At 65.6% G+C, this 26,526-nt stretch carries 24 protein-coding genes; 15 read left to right on the forward strand and 9 right to left on the reverse strand.

Going from position 1 to position 26,526, the window contains the following annotated elements; translation table 11 throughout:
- The 8 genes from ACLL97_RS13545 to ACLL97_RS13580 form a co-directional block, all read right to left on the reverse strand.
- Nucleotides 1–540, reverse strand: a complete 540-nt coding sequence (locus ACLL97_RS13545) for an NADH-quinone oxidoreductase subunit B (protein ID WP_411281006.1) — start codon at nt 538–540, stop codon at nt 1–3.
- 2 nt (nt 541–542) lie between these two features.
- Entirely contained in the window at nt 543–908 is a 366-nt protein-coding gene (locus ACLL97_RS13550) for an NADH-quinone oxidoreductase subunit A (RefSeq protein ID WP_411281007.1), read from the reverse strand.
- 81 nt (nt 909–989) lie between these two features.
- Nucleotides 990–2,873 carry a PAS domain S-box protein gene (locus ACLL97_RS13555; RefSeq protein WP_411281008.1) on the reverse strand — a complete coding sequence of 628 codons (1,884 nt, stop codon included), beginning with the start codon at nt 2,871–2,873 and terminating at the stop codon, nt 990–992.
- A 108-nt stretch (nt 2,874–2,981) separates the two neighbouring features.
- A complete protein-coding gene (locus ACLL97_RS13560; protein ID WP_411281009.1) occupies nt 2,982–5,378 on the reverse strand; it encodes a heavy metal translocating P-type ATPase in 2,397 nt (798 codons plus the stop codon).
- Entirely contained in the window at nt 5,375–5,509 is a 135-nt protein-coding gene (locus ACLL97_RS13565; RefSeq protein ID WP_411281010.1) for a hypothetical protein, read from the reverse strand. The genes ACLL97_RS13560 and ACLL97_RS13565 overlap by 4 nt, the downstream gene beginning before the upstream one ends.
- 13 nt (nt 5,510–5,522) lie before the next feature.
- Complete coding sequence (locus ACLL97_RS13570) at nt 5,523–5,732, reverse strand: heavy-metal-associated domain-containing protein (RefSeq protein ID WP_411281011.1); 210 nt, start codon at nt 5,730–5,732, stop codon at nt 5,523–5,525.
- A gap of 936 nt (nt 5,733–6,668) precedes the next feature.
- Complete coding sequence (locus ACLL97_RS13575; RefSeq protein ID WP_411281012.1) at nt 6,669–8,000, reverse strand: HipA domain-containing protein; 1,332 nt, start codon at nt 7,998–8,000, stop codon at nt 6,669–6,671.
- A 1-nt stretch (nt 8,001) separates the two neighbouring features.
- Nucleotides 8,002–8,604, reverse strand: coding sequence for a helix-turn-helix domain-containing protein (locus ACLL97_RS13580; RefSeq protein WP_411281013.1), 603 nt, complete (start codon nt 8,602–8,604; stop codon nt 8,002–8,004).
- 268 nt (nt 8,605–8,872) lie between these two features.
- Between ACLL97_RS13580 and ACLL97_RS13585 the strand changes: the two genes are divergently transcribed.
- The 11 genes from ACLL97_RS13585 (at nt 8,873) to ACLL97_RS13635 (ending at nt 20,971) form a co-directional block, all read left to right on the forward strand.
- On the forward strand, nt 8,873–9,610 hold the full coding sequence (locus ACLL97_RS13585) for a hypothetical protein (RefSeq protein ID WP_411281014.1): 738 nt from the start codon (nt 8,873–8,875) through the stop codon (nt 9,608–9,610).
- 312 nt (nt 9,611–9,922) lie between these two features.
- Nucleotides 9,923–10,927, forward strand: a complete 1,005-nt coding sequence (locus ACLL97_RS13590; RefSeq protein ID WP_411281015.1) for a UDP-glucuronic acid decarboxylase family protein — start codon at nt 9,923–9,925, stop codon at nt 10,925–10,927.
- Nucleotides 10,924–11,745 carry a glycosyltransferase family 2 protein gene (locus tag ACLL97_RS13595; protein ID WP_411281016.1) on the forward strand — a complete coding sequence of 274 codons (822 nt, stop codon included), beginning with the start codon at nt 10,924–10,926 and terminating at the stop codon, nt 11,743–11,745. The genes ACLL97_RS13590 and ACLL97_RS13595 overlap by 4 nt, the downstream gene beginning before the upstream one ends.
- Nucleotides 11,742–13,583 carry a glycosyltransferase family 39 protein gene (locus ACLL97_RS13600; RefSeq protein WP_411281017.1) on the forward strand — a complete coding sequence of 614 codons (1,842 nt, stop codon included), beginning with the start codon at nt 11,742–11,744 and terminating at the stop codon, nt 13,581–13,583. Before ACLL97_RS13595 ends, ACLL97_RS13600 begins: the two co-directional genes overlap by 4 nt.
- A complete protein-coding gene (locus ACLL97_RS13605) occupies nt 13,580–14,674 on the forward strand; it encodes a Gfo/Idh/MocA family protein (RefSeq protein ID WP_411281018.1) in 1,095 nt (364 codons plus the stop codon). Before ACLL97_RS13600 ends, ACLL97_RS13605 begins: the two co-directional genes overlap by 4 nt.
- Before the next feature lie 6 nt (nt 14,675–14,680).
- Complete coding sequence (locus tag ACLL97_RS13610) at nt 14,681–15,697, forward strand: Gfo/Idh/MocA family protein (RefSeq protein WP_411281019.1); 1,017 nt, start codon at nt 14,681–14,683, stop codon at nt 15,695–15,697.
- The gene (locus tag ACLL97_RS13615; RefSeq protein ID WP_411281020.1) at nt 15,694–16,665 is read left to right on the forward strand and encodes a hypothetical protein; all 972 of its coding nucleotides are present in this window, start codon (nt 15,694–15,696) and stop codon (nt 16,663–16,665) included. The genes ACLL97_RS13610 and ACLL97_RS13615 overlap by 4 nt, the downstream gene beginning before the upstream one ends.
- Complete coding sequence (locus ACLL97_RS13620) at nt 16,658–17,638, forward strand: glycosyltransferase family 2 protein (RefSeq protein WP_411281021.1); 981 nt, start codon at nt 16,658–16,660, stop codon at nt 17,636–17,638. Before ACLL97_RS13615 ends, ACLL97_RS13620 begins: the two co-directional genes overlap by 8 nt.
- Nucleotides 17,638–18,546, forward strand: a complete 909-nt coding sequence (locus ACLL97_RS13625; protein ID WP_411281022.1) for a glycosyltransferase family 2 protein — start codon at nt 17,638–17,640, stop codon at nt 18,544–18,546. The genes ACLL97_RS13620 and ACLL97_RS13625 overlap by 1 nt, the downstream gene beginning before the upstream one ends.
- Nucleotides 18,543–19,745: a glycosyltransferase family 4 protein gene (locus tag ACLL97_RS13630; protein ID WP_411281023.1), complete on the forward strand. Its 1,203-nt coding sequence runs from the start codon at nt 18,543–18,545 to the stop codon at nt 19,743–19,745. The genes ACLL97_RS13625 and ACLL97_RS13630 overlap by 4 nt, the downstream gene beginning before the upstream one ends.
- Nucleotides 19,742–20,971 (forward strand): glycosyltransferase family 4 protein, encoded by a 1,230-nt coding sequence (locus tag ACLL97_RS13635; protein WP_411281024.1) that lies wholly within the window; start codon nt 19,742–19,744, stop codon nt 20,969–20,971. Before ACLL97_RS13630 ends, ACLL97_RS13635 begins: the two co-directional genes overlap by 4 nt.
- On the opposite strand, the gene ACLL97_RS13640 is transcribed toward ACLL97_RS13635, so the two are convergent.
- Nucleotides 20,968–22,053: a radical SAM protein gene (locus ACLL97_RS13640; RefSeq protein ID WP_411281025.1), complete on the reverse strand. Its 1,086-nt coding sequence runs from the start codon at nt 22,051–22,053 to the stop codon at nt 20,968–20,970. The two genes, ACLL97_RS13635 and ACLL97_RS13640, sit on opposite strands and share 4 nt — an antisense overlap.
- Before the next feature lie 376 nt (nt 22,054–22,429).
- Between ACLL97_RS13640 and ACLL97_RS13645 the strand changes: the two genes are divergently transcribed.
- From ACLL97_RS13645 to ACLL97_RS13660, 4 genes are all read left to right on the forward strand, one after another.
- Nucleotides 22,430–23,173, forward strand: a complete 744-nt coding sequence (locus tag ACLL97_RS13645; protein WP_411281026.1) for a polysaccharide deacetylase family protein — start codon at nt 22,430–22,432, stop codon at nt 23,171–23,173.
- A 17-nt stretch (nt 23,174–23,190) separates the two neighbouring features.
- Complete coding sequence (locus ACLL97_RS13650; protein ID WP_411281027.1) at nt 23,191–24,213, forward strand: methyltransferase domain-containing protein; 1,023 nt, start codon at nt 23,191–23,193, stop codon at nt 24,211–24,213.
- Nucleotides 24,210–25,475, forward strand: coding sequence for an oligosaccharide flippase family protein (locus ACLL97_RS13655; RefSeq protein WP_411281028.1), 1,266 nt, complete (start codon nt 24,210–24,212; stop codon nt 25,473–25,475). The genes ACLL97_RS13650 and ACLL97_RS13655 overlap by 4 nt, the downstream gene beginning before the upstream one ends.
- A gap of 93 nt (nt 25,476–25,568) precedes the next feature.
- A complete protein-coding gene (locus ACLL97_RS13660; protein WP_411281029.1) occupies nt 25,569–26,519 on the forward strand; it encodes a hypothetical protein in 951 nt (316 codons plus the stop codon).
- Nucleotides 26,520–26,526 lie beyond the last annotated feature (7 nt).

Here is a 26,526-nt window from a genome sequence, read left to right on the forward strand (position 1 = left end):
TCAGAACGACTCGTTCACAATGAGATGCTTCCCGTTGGCGATCTTCTCCTGCAGGTGCATGATGCCGTCGATCACCATTTCGGGGCGCGGCGGACAGCCGGGTACGTACACATCCACCGGAATAATGCGGTCGATGCCGGGGAGCGACGCGTAGTTCTGATAGAAGCCGCCCGACGTGGCGCAGACGCCGAAGGCCATCACCCACTTGGGCTCGCACATCTGCTCGTACACCTTGAGCAGGACCGGCGCCTGCTTCTGGGTGACCGTGCCGACGACCATCAGCAGGTCGGCCTGACGCGGCGAGAAGCGGGGGAGCGCGGCACCGAATCGGTCGGTATCGTAGGCCGACGCGCTGACGGCCATGAACTCCATGGCGCAGCAGGCGGTCACAAATGGATACGGAAAGAGCGAGAACTTGCGCGCCCAGCCCACCAGTTCGTCCTTGCGCGTCGTGAGGTACTCGAACGACGCGTGCTTGGTATGAATGGGCGCGGTGGGGGCGCCGAGGGCGTCCACGATGGGAAGCGGTTTGCCGTACATGATTACTCCGTCACCGCTTCCAGAATGCGCGCCTTGTAGACGTACAGCAGGCTGATGACCAGCAGAAAGATGAACAGCGCCAGCGTGAACATCAGAAACCCCGTGAGCGGCCTGGCCCCAAGAGCCCAGATGAACAGGAACATCGTTTCGAGGTCGAACAGGATGAAAATGATGGCCACCGCGTAGTACTTGATGGGCACCGCCTTGACGTTCACGATATCCACGGGCGTCGCACCACATTCGAAGGGCTCGAATTTGGTGCTCGTCATCGCCGGCTTCGGACCGAGCCACGCGTTCAGCGTGAGCACAAGTCCCAGAAATCCGACGATCGCCAGCAGATACAGCAGGAAGGTGACGTAAGGACTCATCGTGCTCAAACTAGCGCCTCGCCCCACTTCGCGCCTAGTTGCGCTCGCGCGAGAGCGCGCGTAAGCGCCCCTCGGGAGCGCTTACGGTACGCTCACGAGTGCGGCGCGCACGGTCGTAAGCAGCGAGTGGGCCGTGAACGGCTTGGCGAGGAAGTGCGAGGCGCCCTCGCGCAGCGCCTCGTTCCGACGCTCCGTCGTGGCCAGTCCACTCGCGGCCACGATCGGCAGCACGGGATCGATCGCGTGGAGCGCCCGAATGGCCGCGATCCCGTCCATCACGGGCATCATGAGGTCGGTGAGGACCAGCGCGACCTCCCCGCGGTGCTCGGTGTATTGCGTCACTCCTTCCGCGCCGTTGCTGGCCACCACCACTCGGTATCCGGCGCGCTGGAGCGTGGCCTTCAGCAGGCGTACGATCGAGGCCTCGTCGTCGATCACCAAAATGCATTCGCCATCACCCTGCGGCATCGTCGACCCCGGCTCGGACACGAGCGCAGCCGGCGCCATCGACGCGGGGAGCGACACTCGAAACGTCGTCCCGACGCCGACCGCGCTTTCGACCTGCAGAAATCCCGCGTGGCTGCGCATGATGGCGTGCGACGTGGAGAGGCCCAACCCGGAACCTTCGCCGACGCCTTTGGTGGTAAAGAATGGGTCGAAAATCCTGTCGAGGTGCTCGGCGGGAATGCCGTAGCCGGTATCGCGGACCTCGATCTGCAGGTACGCACCGGCGGACAATCGGGACTCGGGGATCTCGTCAGCGGTCAGTTCGACGTTGCGGGCCGAAATCGCAATGGTCCCACCATCCGGCATCGCATCGCGGGCATTGAGCAGGAGATTCAACAGCACCTGCTGGATCTGCGTCGAGTCTCCCGTGAACGTCCACAGGTGCTCTGGCAGTGACGTGTGGATCTGTACGCTGCCCATCAGGCGATCGCTCGCCAGTCGCAGGACGTCGCGTATGACGGCCGAAAGACTCAATACCACGCGCTCGCCTTCCACGCCGCGCGCATACGACAGCACTTGCCGCACCATGTCGGCCCCTCGGCGCGCGCTCGCGTCGATCGTCGCCAGCACCTCGAGCTGCGCGGCGGAGCAAATCTCCTCCTTGAGCACGTCGATCGACAGGAGGATCGGGGCCAGCACATTGTTCAGATCATGCGCGATGCCGCCGGCCAGCGTGCCGATGCCCTCCATGCGCTGCGCGCGCACCACCCGGGCCTCCATCAGTCGGCGCTCGGCCTCGTTGCTCTTCCGCTCGGTGATGTCGCGCACCACGCCGATGACCTGACGCGAATCCACCTGCGGGTGCACGCTCCACGACAGCCAACGGTAGGATCCGTCCTTGCACAGATAGCGGTTCTCGATGTCCCGCATGGGCTGACCGGGAAAGATGGTCTTCCGATCGGCAAACACGGCGGCACGATCATCGGGATGTACGAACTCGATCAATGGCCGGCTGGTGAGCTCCTCGGCCGTCCAACCCAGACACCGCGTCCAGGCGGGGTTCACCTGCGTGAACCAGCCATCGTAGTTGGCGATGCTGAGCATATCGAGCGACAGGTCGAACAGCCGGTCGCGCTCCACCTGTACGCGCTTGCGCTCGCTGACGTCCTCCGTAAGACGCAGGATCAGCGTGGGGTTGCCGTCGCTGTCGCGTATAACCGAGAGGTTGATGTCACCCCAGATCTCGCGGCCGTCGGCGTGCACGAGTCGCGTGGTGACCACCGCGCTTCGGCGCACACCCTCCCGCAGCTCCTGCCGAGCCTGCGAGTCGGCGTCCTGATCGTCGCGGTGAATCAGCGACGCAATCGAGCGGCCGCACACGTCGGACTCGTCGTAGCCGAGCAAATGGCAAAACGCGTCATTGGCTTGGACGATCTGGCCGTCGATATCGGTGAGAACCATGCCGATGGCGACGTCGCGGAACGTCTGCTTCAGCACCTCGGAAGTGGAAACAGTCACGGGTACGGTTTGGTCGGGCCGAAAGGTGCATGGCTGCCCATCATCGCAGCGCGGTGAAGTGTAGACGGCTGTACTTCGTGAACGCTACGGCCATGGCGTCCGCTTCGTTCAAATTGACGCGAACCGCCGCAACCGAAGACTGTTCGACACCACGCTGACCGAACTGAACGCCATCGCCGCACTGGCCAAAATTGGACTGAGGAGTAAGCCGAAGGTGGGATACAGCACACCCGCGGCGACCGGAATGCCGATCACGTTGTAGATAAACGCCCAAAAGAGATTCTGCTTGATCGTGCGCATGGTGCGTCGCGACAGGGCGATCGCCTGCGCCGCAGTGCGCAGATCGCCGCGCATGAGCACAATGTCGCCCGCCTCGATCGCGATATCGGTGCCGGTGCCGATCGCCATGCCGACATCCGCCTGCGCCAATGCCGGAGCGTCGTTGATGCCGTCGCCGATCATCGCTACCACACGTCCCGATGCCTGCAGGCGTACGATCTCCGCCACTTTACCCGCCGGCAGCACGCCAGCCACCACGCGATCGACGCCGGCCAGGCGCGCCACCGCATCGGCCGTACGCTGATTGTCGCCGGTCAGCATGACGACGTCGAGTCCCATCGCATGCAGTGCCGCGATCGCCGCCCGCGAACTGTCCTTGATCGGATCGGCCACGGCGATCAGGCCGGCGAGCACGCCATCGACCGCCACGTACATCGGCGTTTTGCCGTCGTTGGCGAGACGCTCCACATCGGCCTGCAGCGATGCCACGTTCACCGAGTAATCGGTCATCAACGCGGCGTTGCCGACCGCGACCGCGAAGGAGCTGTCGCCCTCGTTCACCACGCCGATCGCGCCGCGACCCGTTTGCGATGCAAACGTGTCCGGTTCCACGACCGACAGTCCCTGACCCCGCGCGTACCGCACGATGGCATCGGCCAGCGGATGCTCACTGCGTGATTCGAGCGATGCCACCAGCCGCAGCAACGCATCCTCTCGATGCAGAAACGGGCTCTCGGGCGCTACGACGAGGTCGGTGACCGTCGGCTTGCCGTCGGTCACCGTGCCGGTTTTGTCGAGCACGACGGTGTCGAGATCACCGGCCCGCTGCAGCGCCTCGCCACCCTTGATGAGTACCCCAAGCTCGGCACCCTTGCCGGTGGCTACCATCACTGCCGTGGGCACCGCGAGGCCCATGGCACAGGGGCAGGCGATAATCAGCACCGCCACCGATGCGGCAAACGCACGTACCGCCGGTGCATTCTCGGCGGCGATAAACCACACCACGAAGGTGACGACCGCGAGCGATAGCACGATCGGCACGAAGATGCCGGAGATGCGGTCGGCGAGCCGCTGAATCGGGGCGCGCGAGCCCTGCGCGTCGCGCATGAGCTGCACGATCTGAGCCAGCACACTGTCGCCGCCGAGGGTGGTGGCGCGAAAGCGAAAGGCGCCGGTGGCGTTCATGGTGCCACCGATCACGCGGTCTCCAACGGTTTTCGAGACCGGCATCGATTCGCCGGTCAGCATGCTCTCATCGACCGCGCTGGTGCCGGCGAGAACGGCCCCGTCCACTGGAATTCGCTCGCCGGGACGCACGATCACCGTGTCGCCCGCCATCACCGATTCCACCGGCACGTCGAGTTCAACCTCGTTGCGCAGCACGCGGGCGGTTTTGGGCTGCAGATGCACGAGGGCGCGCAGCGCTGAGGACGTGCGCTGCTTGGCGCGCGCCTCGAACATGTTCCCGGTGAGAATCAGCGCGATGATGAGCACGACCGCTTCGTAGTACACATCGGGTGCGACACCGCGACTCACGAAAAAGTCGGGGGCGACCGTGGCGACCACTGAATACAGGAATGCGGCGCCGGTGCCGACGGCCACCAGCGTGTTCATATCGGCCGCGTGATGCCGAAAGGCGGCCCACGCGTGCGTATAGAAGTGACGGCCAGCCCACGTCATCACGCCGAGCGTAAGCGCGAGCAGGAGCCAGGTGGTGACGCGCGGATCGATTGCGTAGATCCACGGCGCCACGCGGCGCAGCGCGGGATCGAGCACCGTCATCGTCCAGCGCATGAACGGATCGCCGACGGATGACGCATCGCCATGCCCGTGCATGGTAGCCGCCAGCTGACTCATGAGCGGCATCGAGATGATCATGGCGAACAGGCCCACGATGCCACTCACGATCGCCTTGCGGCGTAGCGAGCGATACTCGGTGGCGGCGTCCCCGTCGCGCGACTCCTGTTCCTCGAGCGCCGACTGGTCGGGGGCCGCGAGCGACGCGCCATAGCCCACGTCGCGGATCACGTCCACGAGGGCCTCGGGCGACGTCGTGGCCGGGTCGAAGGTGATCGTGGCGTCGTTGAGAATCAGATTCACGGTGGCGTCGTCCACGCCCGGCAGCTTCTGCAGGGTGCGCTGGATGCGCGACTGACAGGCGGCGCACGTCATCCCGGTAACCGGGATGCGGATCGTGCGGTGCTCGGTGGTGAGCGTCGCGGTCATTGCGTGTCCTTCGGCGTGTCCGTTGGCGTGTGCTTCAACGGCCCGGTCTGGCTGGCCAGAAAGAAGTACCAGTTGATCCACGCGATCAGGGCCACGCCAGCGATCGCGACGAGCCACTCGACGCTACTCATGATGGCTCCGGAATCAGATGGTGGAGACCACGTGGTAGCCTTCTTCTTCAACCGCCTTGGTGATATCCGCCGGCGTCGTCGCGGCGGCGTCGTAGGCCACGGAGGCTGTGCCGATCGCCACCTGATCGACCGTGACGCCTGGTAGGCCCTGGAGCGCGCGGGTTACGCCGGCCACGCAATGGCCACAGGTCATGCCGGTGATCTGCATCGTGAGCTTGTCCATCTGGCTTCACTCCTGAAGATGGGAAACGGCGGGCCGTTCGTCCGCCTTCAGGGAAGATGTATACCCCCCACCCCTATTGCAAGGGGGTGGAGGGTATCACCTTGGCGCGCGCGCCTATCCATCCGTCGTCCTCAACCAACCTCGATGGGTTCGCTGGGCGCGTCCGACCGCACGGTCTTCCCGCGGCGCATAGTGAGTTGTCGGAAGCGTGCGCCCAAGTTCCCTGCGGGTAAACCGAAGCACCCTCGCCAGCGTAAGCGCGCTCGCGCGTGCCTGTTGATCCATGCTGACCGGTGACAACTGAAGCGGAGACCGGGTGTGGAAAGGACGATCGTTGGCTCAAAACTTTTGGCGCGCTTGTCGATCAAGAGCGTTGAGGGTGCACACTCTTTTGTCTCAGACGTGATTGGGGTATTCGAAAACCCTCGATGTCGGGCTCGACGCGCTGGCGGCATCCCTCGGTCACACGCTGGACGTTCTCGACTAAGAACTCGCCCGCCTTGCAGTCGGCGCTTTTGAGCGCCCCAGCGATTTCGCGTGCGCAAGGCGTAGCACGCGTCGCACGCGTAGTCGGGCGCGACTGACATCGGATCACACCGCTCTGTGCCGCCGTGTGACCTCGAGCTAGCACTCGCGATGCCGTGAGTGCGGGCGCCGCGGGTCCCCTAGGAGATCCCGAGGCGCTCGCGAAGACGTGAACACTGACGGGTGCTCCGACAGTGTGCGGTTGGCTCGAGACTATTGACGAACCTTTCGGGTCAAGACGTTTGAGTGTGCACACGCGGTTGTGCTCACTCAATACTCTTGTTCCACGAGGGCGCCAAAAGTCTTGAGCCATACATGTTTAGGAGCATCGGACGCCCCTGCGCTACGCTGTCCGCGGGGCGTATGTGCCCGTATTCGTGCAGTCTCGGCGGACGGTCGCCGCGCGGCCCATCACGCAGGCTGGCCAAACACTCGAACACACCGTCGCGCGCGACGCACGATGCGCGACTCGAGCATACCAATTTCGGCGACCGGGAGTTCGTTCTCGGCGCGTAGCGTGGCCGCGACTTGCTCTGCTGCGGTGGCGACGCCCTGTGCGAACGTGTGGACGAGCGCTTCGACTCGGGATGGAGCGTCCCCCAGCTCGACAGCGAGCGCCCGCCATTCCGAGCGTTTGATGTCTGTCGCCCTATAGGCATCGCCTACGCGCATGGCGAGTTGGACTGTGTGGAGATCTTGTGGCTGCGCGATGGCGAGGCCCGACATGATGTCGTAGAGCGGCGCGAGTCGCGCCCCACCGCCTGCACCGATCAGGACCGAGTAGTTTCGCGCGTGCGCGTCAGTCCCGACAATGATCCAATTGAGCGCAACGGCGAGGAGGAACCGGTCGACGTCGGTCTGTGCTTTCTGCGAGCGTGTACGCAGACCTTCGACAATCTGGCGAACGCCCGGGCCACCGCTGCTTTCGAACTTTAGCTGTGGTGACCACCCAAGCGTCTGACACATATCTTCTTGGTGCACGCGGATCCACCCATCGTCACCGCGAACCCGATCAAACCGCACGACCGCCAGCGCCACCTGATCTTCCGCTTTGACCACGAACGTCTCAGCGGCGGGCAGTCCAGCGGCCGCAGCGAGGCGAAGGCTAAAGTGCTCGGCGGTCAAAAATCGCGTCTGTCCACCCATGGGTGGTTTGATAATGTGCGTGGTCGGATGTGCCATGTCCGGCACACCCCAGCGCGCCACGCCGGTGTGCTCGTCGACCTCGTAGACCAAGGCAACCTTCGGCTGCTGACCTGGGAGACTGAACCGGCCCTTGTCGTCTCGAAGGCGGTCTGGAGCGGCCCGGGTGCGGAGGGCGCGCAGTCGCACCGCCAACTCGGATTCCGTGAGCCACGCGACGTGACCCGAACCAGCCGCGCGAAGATCGTCCAGATGCTCCGGTTGAACAAACTGGACGGCGCCGGGGCAGTCCTGCCCGATGACGCCCAGGATGGCGAACGGATTGTCCGGCGCCACGTGAAATTCGGCGGCGATGCGCTCCAGACTTTCAGCACGGTCAGGTATCCACCCGCCGAGCACCATGCGCACCGCACGGTCCGACCACGTGCTGCGCTGCAACGGCATCGACAGGGAGAGTGGAAACGCCCCCGCCATGTCTTGCCACGCGGTGTCGTAGGTGAAGGTGAGTGCCGCCGTACGTGGCGCCTGCACTACCACACCCATGACATTGCCGCGGACGACGGCGAGCAGTTGATCGGAACGCGCTGTGCCCGGCTCCATGCTAGCGTCGCCGCGTTGTTGCGCCGGCGGTATTGCCAACCCGAGCCGTGCTGACCACCTCGCGCGCGCGATTCGCGTCGACGATGCTGTCGATATCGATGAACACCATGCCTGGCGCGGCGGATGGCCCTTGGCGTGCGCGTTCCCGCTGCACGACCACGTCGGATCGTGTACGTACAGACTTGTCGGCCGCCCTGACCGGCGTGTTTCGACGTCGATCGTGTATTCCCGCGGCGCCATCCAGCCGCCTCGACCGAGGGGCCTCCTTCACAGGCCGCAGAACGGTCGCGCGGCTCAGTTCATCGCGCGATCGTGATGCCTCGGATGCCACGGCCGCGACCGACAACCCCTGACCTCCGCGATTACGTTCGGCGCCCGCAACCGTCAGTTGCTCTGGCCCATTGGAGGCGTCCAGCATGACGCCAAGGGCTTGCAACGCCCGAAGAGTCAAGCCGAGCTCAAGTCCGGGTAGGCCTTGCTCAAGCTTCTGTACCCATTGGCGTGAGCCGCCAATGCGGTCGGCAAGTTGGTGTTGTGACACGCCAAGGCGCTTCCGCCGTTCCTTGACGAGCAGGGCAATGTCTGCTGGAGTGCGTAGGTTCATGGAGATCTCGGCTGACTACGTGTATAGTCAATATGTAATGTGACTACGTGTATAGTCAATAGGAATTATGCCTACGTGTATAGTCATTCTTCAAAATGCCTACATACGTAGGCATCCTCCGGCGCGAATCCAACGGGACCGTGTCCACAACGGCGCACCCGTTGTTCCAATACCACGAGGCCAGCCTAGACAGGCCTCCCCTTGGAAGGACCTGGTGCTTTCGCGAGCGTGAGCTCGATAGGACGGCACGCGTCGCCTGCGTCCGCGCGTGCTCCTCAGCTTGACCGCCTCGAAGCCCTACGCACTGCACGCCGGCTGGGACTCGGCTTCGGAGGCGTACGTCGCATGGATCAAGACCGCAAAGCCCCTACCTGAAGCGCTCCCGATGATCGTGAGTGACATGGTGCACCACTTGCGTTCGTCGCTCGACTCATACGCGTCGCCCAACCTGGACCCCAACGGCACCACGGCGTTCCAGTGGCTACGCGATCTCTCAAACTTCGACACCCACAAGCGCATTCCGCTCACCTTTGGCGTTGCGACTGCCGGGACGCTTCACGTGGTGATCCCAACGCTCAAATGGTCAGGCGACATCGACATCCCGCACCGACCACTTGCGGTGGGGAGTGTGCTTGCGAAGTGGACTATCGACGATCTGCCGCCAGAGTTCGACTACGAGTACGACTTGAACGCACGGGGGACGATCGATGTACCGTTCGCGCGCGCGATGCCCGAAAGCGTTCGCTTTCACTCGGTGCGTGATACGTTGATCCAAGTCTACCGCTGGCTGCTTGAGAAGCTGTTTCCAAAGTTCGACACACCCCTTCGCGTCGCTTCGACGCGTAGTCACACCGAGACGTCACCCTCTCTGGCGCGTCGGAAACGAAGCCCCTACGCGAGCATCTGTATCGCGGTGAAACCTCCATCAGCGACGCCACTCGCTCCAGTTCGGCCGCGCGCGGAAAGTTGGCATTGCGTTGCAGGACGACGGACCGAAGTGCAATGAAGACCGCGACGTCCCGCCGTGAGCCGTGCCCAACCGACCTCGCTGTCTCAGAAGTGGCGAGCTCGCCCCGACAATGTATGAACGGCCGAATCCCCCTCTGTACGCCTTGTCTCAGAACTGACCGAAAATCCGTCTCAGAAGTGATTGGCGCCGACACTCAGAAGTGATTGGCGCCGACAGTGACGGGTTGCGCTTGGCTCGGCCGTCGGTCGGCCGGGCCCTGACGACTCGACGCGGGTGCCATTGTGAGCCGGAGTCTGCCATTTTTCGGAACGCTCATCGCCTTCCCGCCCCCCTCTCCCGTCGTCTCGCATGCCTGTCGCACTACAACGGATCGTCGTCACGGGCGGCGCCGGATTTCTCGGGTCGCATCTGTGCGAGCTGCTCTTGTCGCAGGGGCACGAGGTCCTGTGTGTCGACAACTTCTTCACCAGCTCGCGGCGCGGGGTCGAGCACCTCCTCGACTACAAGCGCTTCGAGTTGCTGCGGCACGACGTCACGATGCCGCTCAGCGTGGAAGCCGACGAGATCTACAATCTCGCCTGTCCGGCGTCTCCCGTGCACTACCAACACGATCCCGTCCAGACCACCAAGACCAGCGTGCTCGGCGCGATCAACATGCTGGAGCTGGCCAAGCGGCTGAGGGCGAAGGTCCTGCAGGCGTCCACCTCGGAGGTGTACGGTGATCCCATTGTACATCCGCAAACGGAGTCGTACTGGGGCAACGTGAATCCCATCGGCCCGCGCTCGTGTTACGACGAAGGCAAGCGGTGCGCGGAGACGTTGTTCTTCGACTACTACCATCAGGATCAGGTGCGCATCAAAGTGGTGCGCATCTTCAACACCTACGGCCCGCGCATGCATCCGAACGACGGACGCGTGGTGTCCAATTTCATCATGCAGGCGTTGCGCGGCGACGACATCACGCTGTTCGGTGACGGCGAGCAGACGCGGTCGTTCTGCTATGTGAGCGATCTCGTCGATGGTCTGCATCGCATGATGAAGACACCCGACGCCGTCGTCGGGCCGATCAATCTCGGCAACCCCGAAGAGTGCACGGTTCGCGCGTTGGCCGAGACCATTATCGGACTCACCGGCTCGCGATCCAAGCTGGTGCGCCGTCCGCTGCCGCCCGACGATCCGCGACAGCGTCAGCCGGATATCACGAAGGCACGTGACGTGCTGGGATGGGAGCCGAGCGTCTCCATGCAGCTCGGGTTGACGAGCACGATCGCATACTTCGATGCGCTGCTCGCGAGCGGGGACGTGCCGGACCTGATCGGCGGGGCAGGGCTGGCCAGCGCTGCGGAGACGTGAGCGCGTTGGTGCGCGCGTTCACGATGCTGGAGTACGGTGATGTCCGCGTGACGGCGGTGATTCCGGCTCGCAACGAGGTGCACACGATCGGTGAAGTGGTGCGCGAAACGGCGCGCTACGTGCATGACGTGCTGGTCCTCGACGGCGGATCGCGCGATGGCACAGCCGACCAGGCGCGAGCCGCCGGGGCGCGCGTCGTTACCGATCGCGGCCGTGGGAAGGGCGCCGCGGTACGGCAGAGCCTCGAGGAGACCACGGCTGATATTGTCGTGTTCCTCGATGCCGATGGTTCGCACGATCCGGCCGATATCCCGTCGTTGGTGCGACCGGTGTTGGCGCGCCACGCGGAGTTGTGCGTCGGCAGTCGCTTTTCCGGTGGCACCGACGAACTGTCGGTGACGGTGGGGCAGATGATCCGCACGATCGGCAACATCTCGATGAACATCGCGATCAACCGGCGCTTCGACGTGGCGCTGACCGACACGCTCAATGGCTTCCGGGCCATTCGTCGGGAGGTGGCGTTGGCGGTCAACTTGACGGAGAACCGACACACCATCGAGCAGGAGATGGTGATGAAGGTGTTGGCCTTCGGCTATCGCGTCGTGAACCGCCCCACCCACGAGTACTCGCGACTGGTCGGCACGAGTCATATCGCGGTGTGGCGCGAATGGCCCACGTTCGTACGCTGCGTGCTGGTGAACATCTTTCAGCCACGGCGGGCGCCGCTCACCCATGGAACCCGCGTCAAGCCGGCGCTGGAAACGTGGATGCGCAATAGCACGCCGCCCAAGACTACGTCGAGCGAGTCCGCACGGTGACGGACTCGCCGCGGCAGGGATGGCCGCGGTCGCGTTGGCTGCTACTGGTCGCGGCCCTCGGCGTCACTCTGCTCGCGGCGTTGATGCCGTCGGCGTGGTACGACGCGCTGCCGCGACAGGCGGAGTTGCCGCCGCCGCCGATCAGTGGCGTCACCTTGCTACGCCTCGTGCTCCTGGTGGAGGCGGCGGTGCTGCTGGTGGTGGCCGCCCTCGACTGGCGATTCGTGCGCCTGCCCGTGTCGTCACGGCTTGCCGGGCACGCGGACCGCGAGGAGCCCAACGACATCACCACTCGCGAGGGCGCCATCGGGCTGGCGCTGATCACGCTGGTGGCGCTGGCACTTCGCGCGTATCACCTCGACCGTGATCTCTGGCTCGATGAGATCTCCCCAATTCTCGACTACGCGTCGATGTCGGTGCCGCAGATCATCGGCAGCTATCTGCGTTCGAACAATCATCTGCTCAATACGCTCCTGCTGAAGGGAATGATCGCGCTGTTCGGCGAGCACGCGTGGTCGGTGCGCCTCCCCGCGGTCGCATTCGGTGTGGCCGGTGTGCCCGCGCTGTACTGGTGCGCCCGATTGTCCCTTTCGCGGCGGGCCGCGCTTGGCGCCGCGCTGTTGCTGGCCGTGTCCTATCACCATCTCTTCTTTTCACAGAACGCGCGAGGGTACACGGCGTATCTGTGTTTGGCGCTGCTCAGTACGCGAGCGTTGGTAAACGGATTGCGTGATGATCGCGCGCGCGACTGGATATTGTACGTGGCGGCGACGGTGCTGGGCTTCGCGGCGTTGCTGAACACCGCGTTCGTCCTGGCGGCGCAGGGACTGGTGGCGCTGGCGGTCGTGTGGCGCGTGCATGCACGAGGCGACAACGCGGCACCATTGCTACGGCGCGTGGTAGCGGTCTTTTCGATTGCCGCCTTCTTGAGCGCCGAGCTGTACGCGGTGGCGATGCCCGAAGTGTACGTGGTGATTTCGAACGTGTACACCACGCAGAGCACCGGATTCATGCTCCTCTCGTGGGAATTCGCGCGCGAAGTGCTGCGCGGCGTCACGGCGGGATTCGGCGCGGGCGGTATCGGTGCGGGAGCGCTGCTGGCGGCGGTACCGTTCCTGCTGGTGGCAGCGGCCGGCGCGTTCGCCGTGGTGCGTCGAGCGTGGGTGCTGGCGCTGGCGCTCGCGATGCCGGGCCTGCTCACGCTCGCGTTTCTGGTGGTGCGCGGTCTCACCATGTCGCCACGATTCTTTCTGCTCTGGCTGCCCTTGGCGGTGCTCACCGCCGTGGTGGCGATCGACGCCGGCGCCGAGTGGATTTGGCGGTCATCGCCAAAACGGGCCAGGCTGATGGCTACCAGCACCGTGGCGGTGCTCGCCATGTTGTCGGCCGCGTCGCTGGCGCGGTATTATGCCATACCGAAACAACCGTATCGCGCGGCGTTGGCCTACGTGGAGCAGGTGCGGCAGCCCGAGGACCGCGTGGTGGTCGTGTACCTCGCGGAACTGGGGATGCGCTACTACGGCCAACGGGCCGGCGTACCACTGTTGGAGCGGTACCGCTTCGTGCGCAGCGTACCGGCGCTCGACAGTGCGCTGGCGGAGCGCCGTGCAAACGGTACCGCCGCACATGTCTGGCTGGTTGTCACCTTTGAACGAGCGTTGCAGATGGACTTCCCGGACCTGAACGCTCGCGTGCGCTCCGGCTGGACGCGGCAACAAGCGTTCGACGGTACGGTCGGCGATGGCGGCATCAGCGTGTGGCGCGAACGTGATGCCGTACCTGATCGCTCCGCACACACTCTTGGCAGGACAGGCGTCGTGAACGGACGGTCGCGGTGAACGTTGCCGTTATCGGGTTGGGAAACGCCGGCGCCACGCTGCATCTGCCGGCGTTGGCGGCCATGCGCGACATCGACGTCGTCGGGGCGGTGGATCTCGACGCCACCCGTCGCGAGCAGGCCAAGGCGAAATTCCGTGTGCCGGTGTTCGCGCGCGTGGATGAACTGTTCGCGTCGGCGCGCCCCGATGTGGTGTGTATCGGCACGCCGCCCGGATCGCACGCGGCGCTTTGTCTGCAATCGCTCGAGGCGGGCGCGCACGTGCTCTGCGAGAAGCCGTTCGTGTCGAGTATCGCGCAGGCGGACATGGTGCTCGCGGCGGCACGTGCGGCCGGTCGTCGGGTGGCGCTCAATCACGAGTTCCGCGAGATGCCTGTGTTCAAGGCGGTGCGCGATGCCGTCAGCAGCGGGGCCACCGGCGGCCTCAACTTCGCGCAAGTGTGGCAGCAGATCGACCTGCCTCCCTCGGCGGAGACGGGATGGCGCGGTGACATGCGGCAACGCACGCTGTACGAGGCTGGCGTGCACTTCGTCGATTTTCTGATGGCGTTATTTGGTGAACGGCCGCGTGCGGTGCAGGCGTGGACATCCACCGGCGGCGTGTGCGACGGAGCAACCGATGCGGTCGCGCTGCTCACGATGGAGTTCAGTCGCGGGCGACTGGCCACCGTCACGCAGAACCGCCTCGGCAAAGGTGAATCGCAGTACTTCGAGGTGCGGGCCGATACCGACCGCGCCTCGTTTCGTGCGTCGTTCGGCGGCCGCGCGCGTATTTCGGCTGGATTATTTCGCAGCCCGCGACCGCATGTGCGCGTGGAATACGGCATTGCCGGCCTCGCGTGGAAGGAAGTGGGCGCCACCCGGTCGATGTTGGCGCGGAATCCGAAGGCGCCCAACATGGTGGCCACGCGCGATGTATTTGAGCGGTCGCTGGTGGCCTTCCGCGACGGCACCGAGCCTCCGGCCAGCGGCGAGTTCGCACGCGAGGTGATGACCGTGATCGTGGCGGCGTATCACTCGGCCGCGACTGGTCGACGCCTTACGATCGACGACGCCCTCGTGGCGGAGCTGCGTGATGTCCATCTCGGCTAACCATCGGTGAATCACGCACCGATCGCCGCGTTGGTCGTGGGGGCCGGCCTGATGGGCCGCTGGCACGCGCACGCCATCAAGACGAGCGGCGGCACCGTGATCGGCGTGGTGGATACCGACGTCGCACGCGCCGCATTGCTGGCGGCCGACTGCCGCCACGCGCCAGTGTTCGGCGACCTCGATCTGGCATTGCAGGCCACGACCCCTACGGTGGTCCACGTGTGCACGCCCCTGTCTACCCATCGGGCCCTGATCGAGGCCGCGTTGCGCGCCGACTGTCACGTGATCGCCGAGAAACCGCTCGCGGCGACGGCGGCGGACACGGAAGCGCTTTGCGCGCTGGCGGCTGCGCGCGGTCGATACCTCGTGCCGGTGCACCAGTTCCCCTTTCAGCAGGGGATACGCGATCTGCTGGCGCGACGTGACGAGCTGGGCACGATGGTGCACGTCGACATCACCATAGCATCGGCAGGGGCCGTCGGGTCGCGTGATGCTGACGAAGTGGCGGCCGAGATTCTCCCGCATTGCCTGTCGCTCACACGGGCGTTGTTGGCGGGCCCGACGCCTTCGCCGCCGCTTGACGGGCTTCCGTGGCAGGTTACGCGTGCGAGGGCCGGTGAATGGCGGCTGACGGCAGATGCTGGCGGCACGTCGATCGCCTATCTGATCTCGATGTCGGCGCGGCCAACCTGCGCCGAACTGCGGCTGCTCGGGACCACGGCCACGGCCACGGCCGATCTGTTCCACGGGTACGCCGTGATCGACACCGGCCCGATGTCCCGGGCGTCGAAAGCGGTGCGCCCGTTTCGCGTGGCCGCTCGCTCGATGATGGCGGCCTCGGCGAATCTCGCGCAACGCGGACTGCGGGCCGAGGCGGCCTATCCGGGTCTGCAGGGCCTCGTGGATCGCGCGTATCTCGCCTTCGCGGGTCGTGGCGCGGTGCCGATTTCGGCGGACGCGCTTGTCGATGTAGCCCGCACCCGTGACCGGCTCATCATGCTCAGTGGGTGGCCCGTTCCGTGAGCGCTCCGACGCTCAGCATCGTGCTGGCCGTGACCAACGCGCCTGCCGTTCGCGATGACGCGCTCAACCGAGCGCTCGACGCACTGCAGCGGAGCGTGACGGCACTGGCCGGCGGGATCGCCTGCGAGGTCATCGTCGTGCTGCCAGACGGTGTCACGGCGCCGCCAAACGACATCGCGGCGTGCCTGCATATGCGGGTGGTGCACGCCGAGGCTGGCGCGCTTACGCCCGTGTTGTGGGGAACGGGCGTCCGTGCCGCCTCGGGGCGCGTGGTCGCGTTCACGACCGCGCAGCTGCAAGTGGGAGTGTCTTGGGCTGGCGCGCTGCTGGAGGCGATCGACACGGGCGTCGATGCGGGTGTGATCGGTGCCGGTGGACCGATTGCGCCTCCAGCCACTGAGCGCGGTGCGGCGGCCGACGCGGCGGCCGACGCCGCGATGCTGGTCCGCTTCCACGCGTTTCTGCCGGGGCGGTGGCCGCGTCGAATGTTGGCCGATGACATCCCCGGCGATAATGCGGCGTATGTGCGGGCGCATCTCATGGAGCATCAGGATCTGCTGTGCGCCGGGTTCTGGGAGGTCGAGTTTCATCGGCGGTTCTCGCGCGCCGGCAAGCAGCTATTGATGGTGCCGGAGGCGCTGGCCACAGTGCAGAGTAGCCCGAAGGGCGCGGTCGATCTTCGCACACTCCGAGAGCAGCGCTATGCGCACGGTGTGACTTTCGGGTTCACCCGTGTGGCCCGCCATGGCCAGTCAACGCTGCGGATCGTGCTGGCCGCACCCCTCGTGCCGCTGGTACTATTGGCTCGCATCGTGCGACGCGCTCGCGCTGCCGGAGTCGATCACGGGCGGGTTCGGCGCGCCCTCCCGGCTATGCTGTGGCTCACCTCCGCTTGGGCGGCGGGGGAAGCTGTCGGTGCGCTGCGTGCCGCGCGACGCGGCAAGCAGGTAACGTTCGCGCATGAGTGACGTGACGCCGCACGTACCAGACGCCGCGCGTGATACCGAGCGCAACACCGGGCAGCAGATCGGGAGGAATCGGCCGCAACCGATGCTGTCGGTGATTGTGCCGTCGGTGAACGGGTGGTCGGACCTCGACGCCTGTCTGTCGGCGCTCGAGCAGGCGGAGTCGTGCACGCACACGCCGCTCGAGCTGCTCGTGCCCGAGCGCTGCGGCACCGACGTGCGCACGCGGCTGGCGGCGCGATACCCCCTCGCCCGCGTCTTGCCCGTGTCGGCCAGTACCACCATTCCGCAAATGCGTGCGCTGGCGATCGACGCCGCGACAGCACCCACGGTCGCGGTGATCGAGGATCACGTGATCGTACCGGAACGGTGGGCGCAGCAACTCGTGGAGGCCCGCTGTGGCGACGTGCGGGCCGTCGGCGGCGCGCTGGTGAATGCGGCCACTGCGAACACGGTGGACTGGGCGGCGTTTCTCTGCGAGTACAGCCATGTGCTCACGCCGCGTCCGGCCGGCCCCGTGGAGTGGCTGATGGGCAATAACACCGCATATGACCGTGCGCTGTTGCAGGACTGTCACCAGGTCGTGCACGCTGGCCGATGGGAGCACGTGCTGCACAACGAACTGCGGCGCCGCGGCATCACGCTCTGGAACCGCCCGGACATCGTGGTAGCCCACAAAAAACACTACACGGTGGGCGAATACACCACCCAGCGATTCCTGTACGCGCGGGCCTACGCGGCCGATCGTACGCAGTCGTCGTCGACGGTGTCGCGCGTGTCCTACGGCGCGGCGTCGCTGGCGCTGCCCGTATGGCTCTACGCGCGCATCACATCGCGGGTCTGGCGCAGTGGCGCGCACCGACGGGAACTGTGGCAGTCGCTGCCGCTGCTGGCGCTGTTCGTGACGGCATGGGGCCTTGGTGAAGTGATCGGCGCCTGGTTCGGCGACGGTGGTGCGATGGCCAGGGTGTGCTGATGGCCGACACGTCGGTGGTGGTGGCGGCGTGGGGGAACGAGGCGCTGCTGCGGCAGTGTCTTAGGCACCTCGACGCCGAGCGCGGGCGGAGCACGGCCAGCGTCGAGGTGATTGCGGCGACCTCGTTCCCCGCCAACGTCACGACGCGCCTGGCGGCTGAATTCCCGTGGGCACGCGTGGAGTCGGTGCCGAACGGCACGGTGTTCACCCTGCGTGCACGCGGGGTCGCGCTGGCGCGCGGTGCGCTGGTCGCGATTATCGAAGATCACGCGGTCGTCGCACCGGGGTGGTTGTCAGCGCTTCAGCAGGCGCATATGAAGGGGCACGGCGTGCTCGGCGGTCCGGTGGACAACGGCCGCGACGGATCGGTCGTCGACTGGGCGTTGTACTTCGTGGAGTACGGCATGTACACGCCGCCGGCCGTTGCTGGCGAAGTGGCCGCCGTGAGTGGAGTGAACGCGGCGTACGACGCGACACTATTGCGTGCCTGTTGCGACATTTGGCAGTGTGCGTTCCACGAGAACGAGGTCAATGACGCGCTGGCGGCAATGGGGCAGCGCCCCTGGATGGTGCCGACGGCCGTGGTGTCCTCGCATCTCCCGATGTCGTTCGGCGCCGCGGTCGCGCATCTGTTCGCCGGTGGACGCCAGTTTGCCGGCTATCGGGCCGCTCCGGCCACGAGCGGCTCGCGTGCTCTTCGCGTGCTGGCGTCGCCGGCGATTCCGTTCCTGCTCTTTGCGCGCCTCGTACAGCGCATCCGCGTCCGTCGTCCCGACCGCCTCGCGTGGCTCGTTCGCAGCGCCGGTGCCACGTTCGTGATGCTCAGCGCCTGGGCGGCGGGTGAGTGCGTCGGCTATGCCCTGCCGCTTACGCCACGCGAGGCGCGTCGAGAGGTGCGTCGCGTATGAAGATCGGCATCGACGCCTGCACCTGGGTGAACCGTCGTGGGTATGGCCGCTTTACGCGCGGTCTCGTGCACGCGATGGTCGACGCCTGTCCACAGCACGAGTTTACGCTGGTGGTGGACGGCACGATGGCGCGCGATGCGTCCTTCCCGGCGCGGGCCCATGTGCATGTGGTGCCGACGTCAGAGCGTCAGGCCACGGCGGCGTCAGCCAATGGGTCACGACGTCCGTCGGATCTGTTGCGTATGGGTCGCGCGATCGGTGCCCTCGATGTCGACGTGTTTCTGTTTCCTACCTCGTTCTCGTATGTGCCCGTGTTCGGCCGCACGCCGGTGGTCACGGTGTTCCACGACGCCACCGCCGAAATGCACCCGACACTGATCTTTCCGCGCGCCGTGCCACGGTGGTTGTGGACGATCAAGTCGCAGGTCGCGCGCCGTCAGTCGACCTGCATCGTGACCGTGTCGGAAAATGCGCGCATACAGATCGCCCGGGTGTTCGGTATGCCGGCCAGCGAGATCGAGGTGGTGAGTGAAGGGGCTGATCCGATCTTTCAACCGCACGACGAAAAGCACGAAAAAAGGCACGACGAATCGGCAGCCGTGCGCGCCCAGTACGGACTCCCCGCCGACAGGTCGCTGCTGCTGTACGTGGGCGGCGTGAGTCCGCACAAGAACATCGACGGACTGTTGCGCGCCGTCGTGGCGCTGCCGGTAGCGACACTGCCCTGGCATCTGGTGATCGTAGGCGATGTCGCCGACGACACGTTCCTCACCTGCTACGAGGAGCTGCAGGCGCAGGTGCGCGAACTCGGTCTCGGCGGTCGCGTTTCGTTTACCGGGTTTGTGCCCGACGCACAGCTTGCCGCGCTGTATCGCGCCTCCACGCTGCTGGTACTACCGTCGTTCAGCGAAGGGTTCGGGCTGCCGGTGCTCGAGGCCATGGCGTGCGGGCTGCCGGTAGCCGTGAGTGACCGCTTCTCGCTACCGGAGATCGTGGGCACTGCCGGTGTGCTGTTCGATCCGACGTCCGCACCCGCCATCACGCAGTCGCTCGCGCGCGTGCTGGGCGACGCCGAATTGCGCGCGGCGATGCGCGCCAAGGGGTTGAAGCGTGCCGACGAGTACTCGTGGCGTCGTGGCGCCGAGCGCATGGTGCACCTGCTGGAGCGCGTAGCGGCGCCGTCGGGAGCCGTCGCATGACGCCGCGTCGTTTCTGCTTCGTGACCACATTCTATCCACCGTATCATTTCGGCGGTGACGGCGTGTTCGTGTATCGTCTCGCCGAGGCGCTGGCGGCCCGCGGACATCGGGTGGACGTCATTCATTCCATCGACGCGTATCGCGCGAAGTCGGACGCCGAACCGCCGGTGCCGTTTACCGATCATCCGAACGTACGACGCATCGGCCTCCGGTCAGCGCATCCCCGATGGTCAGCGTTGCAGGTGCATCAGACGGGACGCCCACTGCCGTACGCGGAGCAGCTCGAAGCGCACTTCGCCGCGAATCAGTACGACGTGATTCACTACCACAACGTGTCACTCATGGGTGCACCGTCCATCCTGCGCATGGGGAAGGCGGTGAAGTTCTACACGACGCACGAGTATTGGCTCGTCTGTCCCACCCACGTGCTCTTCAAGAACGATCGCGAGGCGTGCACGACGCGGTCGTGCTTCAGCTGCACGTTGCACAGTCATCGGCCGCCGCAGTGGTGGCGCGCCACCTCGCAGCTGGCCGATAGTCTGGAGTCGGTCGATGCGGTACTCACGCCCAGCCGCTTCGCGCGTGATCGTCATGCGAGTGATGGCATCACGAAACCGCTCACGTTGCTGCCGCATTTCGTGCCCGTCCCCACCGATGACGAACTCGGTGCGTCATCGCCGCCGTTGCGCCCATACTTCCTGTACGTGGGTCGGCTGGAACGGTTGAAAGGCGTGCACGATCTGCTCACGATCTTGGCCGATTATCGTGACGCCGATCTGCTCATCGTGGGTTCGGGCGAGAGTGCAGCGTCGTTGCGCGCCGCGGCGCGGTCGATGCCGCACGTGCATTTCCTCGATACCGTCCATCCGTCAGCGCTTGGCAGCTACATCCGTCAGGCCATCGCCCTGCTGGTGCCGTCATTGTGTTACGAGACGTTCGCGCTGAGCGCGGCGGAAGCGATGGCGTATGGCACGCCGGTGATCGGCCGACGGATTGGTGCCGTGCAGGAACTGCTCGAGCTCTCGGGCGGCGGACTGACCTTCGAGACGCTCAGGCAGTGTCGCGGCGCGATGGAACGCTTGCGGCTGGACCCCGATGCCCGCGCGGCCTTCGGCAACGCCGGAAGAGCGTTCGCGCAGCGCGAGTGGACCATCGAAGTGCACCTGGCCCGCTATGAGGCCCTGGTCGAGTCGCATCTGGCGTCGTACCGGCCGACGCCGCCTTAGTCGTTTTTCCCCCACATCCGCTTGGCGCCGATGAAGGCGCGGGTCAATTGGACCGGCTGGAAGACGATGCTCGGCCACATGAAGACCTCGGTGGTGCAGTAGCACTGCTTGGCCTCGATCTGCTCCCGGACCGCAACCGCCTCGGGGGAATCCCAGATCTCGAAGAAGCCCTTCTCGCGCAGATTGCCGAGCGGCGCACGCGTCTCGCAGAGCGAGACATCGCCGTTGGCGTAGATGACACCGGAAAGGATGCCTGCCTTGCACGGGATGAACTGCGATTCGGTACGCATCGTCTCGACCTTGGCCCACTGGAGCATTGGTTCCACGCTGGTGCCAAACCGGTCGACCTCACGGTCCGCCCAGATGTGTGCGACGTAGCGAAACAGGTCCGCGTATGCATCGATCGCAGGCCCCGTGAGCGACGGATTCTTCCGGTCGCCACGAATCACCGCGAGGTTCTGGTGCTCCATTTTCGGGCATCGCTCGTGGAGATGGACCGCGAGCTGGCGGATCTCCTCCATGTTCTCGCTCATCGCGACGGTATTCGAGTGGATGCGCAGGCGCGGGTCTTCGGCCTGCAGCGTCACCAGCATCTCGTACGTCTCCATCGCCTGCTCGAACGACTTCGGGTTACCGCGGAAACGGTTGTGATACTCGGGCATCCCGTCGAGTGAGAGCTCGACCGCGAAGAGCTGCAGTTCGGGATTGTCGGCGAGCACTTTTCGGACGGCCTTCTCCGTCTTGTCCGTGAAATACCCGTTGGTGGGCACGTAGATCTGTTTCGCCTGGTTGTTCTTGACGAACAACGTGCAGATCTCAGCGAACTCCTTGTTGATGAACGGTTCGCCGCCGGACAGGTTGAGCACCTCAATGGTGCCAAGCTCTTTCGAGAGCGTCTCGAACTCGGCGAACGTCAAGTCGTTGCGCTTATTGAGGTCTTTCCAGTAGAAGCAGTGCTCGCAGGTGAGGTTGCAGATCGAGTTGATGAACACGATCAGGAACGGCGGGGTCTCGCGCGGGCGGTGCTCGCGCGCGCGAAGCGAGAGCCGAGCATGACGCGTGATCCGTGCACCGATGTTCATCTGCGGTAGCCTTTGTGACGGGAGCGAAAGCATAGGGGGAGTTCACGAGCAAGTTAGGTGGCGAAGCGCCTATCGCCAACGCGCATCGGGTCGGCCGGCGCTCGCCGCCGTACCGGCGCTCGCACCGAGCCCCACGCCACCGGACGAAAGGGGAGCCATTCGGTCTTTGCGGGGAGAGCACCATGAGGCGGCTGAGGCCCACTTGCCATGATTTATCGATCGGCGTAGCGTCTTACGATACATTCCGCTGTACAACTCTCATGACCATCGTCTCCGTGTCCCCCACGTTCCACGTCGCCATTCCACGGGAGATTCGCGGGACGCACGCGCAGCTGCAGGCGGCGAGGAAATCGTGACTGGTGCACGGAGTGCGCTGGTGCCGATTCTCACCTATCACTCGTTGGACGACTCGGGGTCGGTGATTTCTACCCCGCCGACAGTGTTCCGCGCCCAGATGGAGATGCTGGCGCGACGGGCGTATCAGGTGATTACGCTCCGTGAACTGCTCGATGCTTGGGATCGCGACGCCGCCGTGGCACCGAACACGGTCGTGCTCACCTTCGATGACGGGGCCGACAATGTGCGGCAGCATGCGCTGCCCGTGCTCGTGGCCCTGCAGTTCCGCGCCACGATTTTTGTGGTCAGCGGGAAGGTGGGCGGCATCAACGATTGGGCGGGGCAGGCGGCGGGTATCCCACGGCTGCCGCTGCTGTCGCGCAGCGGACTCGCCGAGTGTCTCGCCAGCGGTTGCGAGATTGGCGCCCATTCCGCCACCCATGCGCGGCTCGACCGCATGCCGAGTGCGGCGTGGGCCGGCGAGGTGGTCGCATGTCGCGATACACTGGAGTCGTCGCTCGGGGTGCCGGTCACGTCGTTTGCCTATCCGTTCGGCCGTTCCAGTGTGGCGTTGCGTGACACGGTCGGGCAGCATTACCGCGTGGCGGTGGGCACCCGACTGCAGGTGGCCACACCAACCGACGACCGCTACGATGTGCCGCGGGTGGACATGTACTACTGGCGGAGCCCATCAATCTTTCCGCTGTTCGGCCATCGCGTCGGGAACTGGTATCTGAAGGCGCGCGCGGCGGCCCGCCCGCTGCGCGAGGCGTGGGCCGGATGACGCGAGGCGTGGGCCCGATGAGCTGGCTCGACACGTTCACGTTCGTCTGTCCCGTGTGTCGCGCCGCCGTCGCGGCGGTGCGGAGCGACGAGCCCGACGCCGGCATTTCGTCGTTTCGGTGCACGCCGTGCGCGCGATCGTATCCCGTGCGGCTCGGTATCCCCGACTTCCGGGTGTCTCCCGATCCTTGGCTCTCCTTCGAGAAGGACTACGCCAGGGCGGACGCACTGGAGCGCGCCACCATCGGCGAAACCGATTTGGCGCACATTGTGCGCGCGTACTGGCGCTTGGCGCCAGACACCCCGGCGGCGCAGGCGGAGCGCTTCGTCGCGCACGTGCTCGGCGCACCGCGTCGCTCGCGTGATTGGCTCGAGGCCATGGGTGTGCCGGCCGATGCGCGCGAACAGTGGCTCGATCTTGGGTGCGGTACCGCCGATATCGCGGAGGTCGTGGGACCCGAGACCCAGGTGATTGGTGTCGATGTCGCGTTCCGCTGGTTGGTGGTGGCGCGTCGCCGGCTATTGCCTCAGCAGCGCGAGCCGCGCTTGGTGTGCGCGAACGCCGAGGCGCTGCCCTTCTCTGACGCCGTGTTTGATCGTGCCGTGGCGCTCGGCGCCCTTGAACACGTGGCCGACGTACCACGCGCATTAGCCGAGTCGCGTCGGGTACTGCGTCCGGCCGCGTCGTTGCACCTGCGCACCGTGAACCGTTACTCGCTGCTCCCGGAGCCGCACGTCGGGCTCGTTGGCATCGGCTGGATGCCACGACCGCTGGCCGAATGGTGGGTGCGCGCCCGCACCGGTGGCTCGTATCAGCATCATCACCCGCTGGGCAGTGGCGCGCTTCGCCGCGCCTTGCAGGCGGCGTCATTCGACCGGGTGCAGGTGCGGGCGGCGGCCCTGCTCCGTACCGATCGCGAGCGTCTGTCACGCTCGCCCCTTCGTGTCGTCGTGCCGCTGTATGCCGTGGCGCTTCGTGTCCCCGGGCTGTCGTGGGTGGTGCGTGCCGTCGCCCCGCTGCTGGATGCTGTGGCCACTTGAGGAGCCGGCCGCGGAGCGCGCGCGCGCCGTCGTCCACGCTCACGCGCTTCAGCACGCTCGCCGTGGCCGATGTGGCCGCGCGCGGTCTCGCGTTTCTGGCCACGCTGCTGATTGTGCGCGCGTTCGCCGACGAAGCATTCGGACAGCTCGGAGTGGCGACCGCGGTCGTGGCGTACGCGTTGCAGGCGAGTACTTGTGGGCTCGATGTGTTTGCGGTGCGGCATGGTGCGCGCCATCCCGATCAGATCGGGGCCACGGCGAGCTCGGTGATGGCCATGCGCAGCACGCTCGGGCTGGTGGCGTACGCGTTGCTGCTGGCGGTGTGCTGGGGAGTGCCGGCGTTGCGTCCCATCTTCCCATTGGTGGCGCTGTTCGGTCTCACGATCTTCACGGGTGCGCTGTCGCTCACCTGGGTGCCGCAGGCGCTGCAGCAATCGGGCGCCCTGGCGGCGGCCAATCTCTCCATCGGCGCGTTGTATTTTCTGGGCGTCCTGGTCATCACGCGCACCGGCGGCCCGCTGTGGAGTGTGCCGGTGGCGCAGGTCGCAGCGGAAGCGCTGGTGGCGGTGGGACTGTATTGGTGGCTGCGAGGGCGGGCCGCGCGGCTGGTGGCCCCGAGGCCGTGGGCGGAGTGGGGGCGCGTGCTGCAGGAGTCGGCGCCGATTGGTGCTTCGTTGCTGCTGCGGACTATCGCCCTGGGGTCGGACCTCGTGCTCCTCCGCTTGCTGCTGGTCGGTGACGCCCAGATCGGCTGGTACAACGGCGCCTCGCGTCTGTTCGCGCTCATGATGGGATTGAGCGCGGTGTACTTCACGATTCTCTTCCCGCGCCTCTCGCAGCGAGCGGCCGAATCGCCGGGGGCGTTTCGGTCGGAAGCACTGGGGTCGCTGGCCCGTGTGATGCCATTGGCGCTGGCGGCGGCGGTGGGCGTAGCGGCGCTGGCTCCATGGGCGCTGGGGCTGCTCTTTTCGCCGTCGTTCGCAAACGCGGCGATGGCACTCCGCATTCTTGGCGTCGCCGCGCTGGTCAATGTGATCAACAACCACTTCCGCTATATGCTGTTGGCCACCAACCGGCAGCAGCGATATCTGCGCGATACGGCGGTGGCGACGCTGGCGCACGTGGCGTTCAAACTGGTGCTGATTCCCATGGCCGGTATCGAGGGGGCGGCGTTGGGTACCCTTAGTGGCGAACTGGCGGTGCTGGTGTTGGGCCTGTGGGCCACCCGCGGCGACCTCCGCCGTAGGGTCGTTCCTGAGTGACAAGCGTTGGATTGCTCTGTATACTTCCGGTTAATACGCAGTGGCGGCCTCGTGCGGTGAAGACGCTGCGCCGTGTTCGCGGCCCTGCGCTACATGGACCAATTCAATTCGAGCATGCCCAAGATCCCCACCGCGATGTCGTCGTCGGTTTTGCCGACGCAGCTGGTCCTCGGCGCCTTGCTTCTCGGAGCCCGTGCCGCGCACGCCCAGGTGGATTATCGGAATATCGATTCCGGTCGTCCAGTGCGCATCAGTGATGCCACCCCCACCGCGCGCAAGTCGCTCGAATTGAATCTGGGAAACGGGCGCGTTCAACAGCTGTCGCAAGGCCGGTATCGCCTCCAGCTCGAGCCCCGTGCCACGTACGGGCTGCTCCCGCGCACCGAAGTGTCCGTGCGCGCGCCGATCTTCTTTAACGAACGGGCGCTGCGCCCGCGCGCCGGCGTGGCCGGTGTAGGCGTGGGCTTAGAGCATCAGCTCCGCATCGAATCGCTGCACCTGCCGAGCCTGGGCATCGGGACTGAACTGTTCGTGCCCACCGGTCCGGCGGCGCTCCCACCCACGTATTCGGTGCGCGGCATGATGACGCGCTCGTTCCCGGTGGGACGCATCCACTTCAACGGCGCGTACGGCAACTTCAACGTGCGCACGCCGGTTGGCTTCGAAAAAATCCTCCCGCCCATCCACGGCGCGTGCAGTGTGGCGCCGACCGAGCTGGCGATGACGGTGCGGTTTGCCTGCGTGCCGTCGTCCACCCTGAGCGCGGCCGTGCCCGGGGCGACGATCACGCACGATCGTTGGCTGTTCGGCATGGCGGTCGATAAGTCGCTGCCGCTGCGCTCTACGCTGCTGATGGCCGACGTGTTCGGGCAAAAGTATCGCAGCATCGGTCGTCCGATCGACTGGACTGGCGAAGTCGGCATTCGCACCCAGATCTCGCGGACCATCGTGTTCGACGCGGCGCTCGGACGCCTGTTCACCGGTGAAAGCCGCGCGACGTTTCTGACCTTTGGCACGACGATCAGTCGTGCCCTCACGCTGTAGAGGATAT

Source organism: Gemmatimonas sp. (genome assembly GCF_046594945.1).
GTDB lineage: Bacteria > Gemmatimonadota > Gemmatimonadetes > Gemmatimonadales > Gemmatimonadaceae > Gemmatimonas.